The sequence below is a fragment of the Streptomyces sp. CO7 genome, assembly GCF_053474865.1.
On record NZ_JBRIOU010000003.1, the window covers coordinates 419,853 to 422,329 of the forward strand.

The window sequence follows — 2,477 nt, forward strand, 5'->3', positions numbered from 1 at the left end:
GCCCCCGACGACGTCCCCGACACCGCCGCCGCGCTCCTCAACTTCGACGGCATCTCCTACGCCAAGGGCGCCAGCGCCCTGCGCCAGCTCGTCACCTGGCTCGGCGAGAAGGACTTCCTGGCCGGCATCAACACCCACTTCGCCCGCCACAAGTTCGCCAACGCCAGCCTCGCCGACTTCCTCGACTCCCTGGCCGCCCACACCGACCGCGACGTCCACGCCTGGGCCGACGCCTGGCTGCGCACCAGCGGCGTCGACACCCTCACCGCGACCGTCGACACCGAACCCGGCCACTGGAGCCTCGCCCTCGGCCACCGGGGCAGCCGCCCCCACCGCATCACCGTCGCCGTCTACGACCGCGTCCTGGGCACCGACCGCACCCTGGTCCTGCGCGAACGCCACGAGACCGACGTCCCCGGCGGGCCCGAGACCCACACCGGCGTCCGCCCCGCCCTCGTCGCCCCCAACGACCACGACCAGACCTACGCCAAGATCCGCCTCGACGCCGACTCCCTGGAGACCGTCCTGGGCGGACTCTCCCAGGTCCCCGACGGCCTCACCCGCGCCGTCCTGTGGAACACCCTGCGCGACATGGTCCGCGACGGCGAACTCGCCCCCCTCGACTACCTGCGGACCGCGAGCACCCACCTCCCCGAGGAGAGCGACCTCGCCATCGTGCAGGGCGTCCTCACCTTCGCCCGCGGCCAGATCGCCGACCGCTACCTCGCACCCAGCCGCCGCGCCGAGGCCCTCGCCCTCATCGGCGAACTCTGCCGCGACCTCCTGCGCCGCACCGAGGACGGCTCCCAGCCCGGCCTGCGCCTCACCGCCGTCCGCCACCGCATCGACAGCGCCCAGCGCGCCGACACCCTCACCGCCTGGCTCGCCGACGACACCGTCCCCGGCGGCCCCGAACTCGACCCCGAACTGCGCTGGCGCATCCTCGCCCGCCTCGCCGTCCTCGGCGCCGCCGACGAGAACGCCATCGCCGCCGAACTCGAACGCGACCCCAGCGCCACCGGCCAGGAAGGCGCCGCCCGCTGCCGCGCCGCCCTGCCCGACGCCGAGGCCAAGAAGCGCGCCTGGGACGCCATGTTCCGCGACGACGACCTCTCCAACTACCTGTTCACCGCCACCGCCAAGGGCTTCTGGCAGCCCGAACAGGCCGAGCTCACCGCCGAGTACGTCACCCGCTTCTTCACCGACGCACCCGCCGTCGCCCGCCGCAGGGGACCCGCCATCGCCGAGGCCGCCGGCCACTGGGCCTTCCCCGCCCACGCCGTCGACCAGGACACCCTGCGCCGCGGCCAGGAGACCCTCGACGGCGACGACGTCACCCCCGCGCTGCGCCGCAAGCTCACCGACCAGCTCGACGACCTCGCCCGCGCCCTGCGGGTCCGCGAAGCGGGCTGACCGGGCCGGACGGAGAAGGACAGGGGACGCGGGCCGGCCGCCCGCGTCCCCACACCCCCGTGGTCGTTAGAACTCCGGACCCCCACGGAGGACGACCACCCATGACACACCCGGCACCGGACGACACCGCCCGCGAGCTCCCGGCCGCTCCCGAGCAGGTGGGGGCGCCCCCGGAGGAAGCCCGGGGGAGGATGCGACCGCGCGACCTGGTCGGCATCGGCATCGGCCCCGCCAACCTCTCCCTCGCCGCCCTCGCCCAGCCCCTGGAACAGCTCGACACCGCCTTCTACGAACGCCGCCCCGGCTTCGACTGGCACGCCGGCCTCCTCATCGACGGCACCACCCTCCAGGTCCCCTTCCTCGCCGACCTGGTCACCCTCGTCGACCCCGCCAGCCCCTGGAGCTTCCTCAACCACCTCAGGGCCAAGGACCGGCTCTACCCCTTCTACTTCGCCGAACGCTGGCACATCCACCGCGCCGAGTACGACGCCTACTGCCGCTGGGTCAGCGAACACCTCCCCGGCCTCCACTTCCGCCACCGCGTCGACACCATCCGCTGGAACCCCCGCCGCGCCCTCTTCGAGGTCGACCACACCCGCCTCGACCCCGACGGCCGGCCCCACAGCCGCCACCGCACCCCGGCCCGCCACATCGCCCTCGGCATCGGCACCGAACCCCACGTCCCCGAACCGCTGCGGCCCCTCGCCGACGACCCGCGCACCCCCGTCGTCCACTCCGGCGACTACCTCCACCACCGCGACACCCTGCTCGCCGCCCGGCACGTCACCGTCATCGGCACCGGACAGTCCGGAGCCGAGGTCTTCCTCGACCTGCTCCGCCACCGCCCCGCAGGCCTCGAGAACATCCACTGGCTCGGCCGCAGCCCCGCCTTCGCCCCCATGGAGTACTCCAAGCTCGGGCTCGAACACTTCACCCCGGACTACACCCGCTACTTCCACCAGCTCGACGAACCCGTCCGCGACCAGCTCGTCGCCGACCAGTGGCAACTCCACAAAGGCATCGACACCGACACCATCGCCGCCATCCACGACGAGCTCTACCGC

2 protein-coding genes are annotated in these 2,477 nt (G+C 73.5%); both read left to right on the forward strand.

The annotated features are described in order from the left end of the window. Nucleotides 1-1,413, forward strand: a 1,413-nt coding sequence (locus ACOV8S_RS11840; protein ID WP_448317737.1) for an ERAP1-like C-terminal domain-containing protein, incomplete at its 5' end; no start/stop codon positions are given. Nucleotides 1,414-1,604: 191 nt separating this feature from the next. Further along, nucleotides 1,605-2,477: lysine N(6)-hydroxylase/L-ornithine N(5)-oxygenase family protein (locus tag ACOV8S_RS11845; protein WP_448317928.1), on the forward strand; the 873-nt coding region annotated here is incomplete at its 3' end.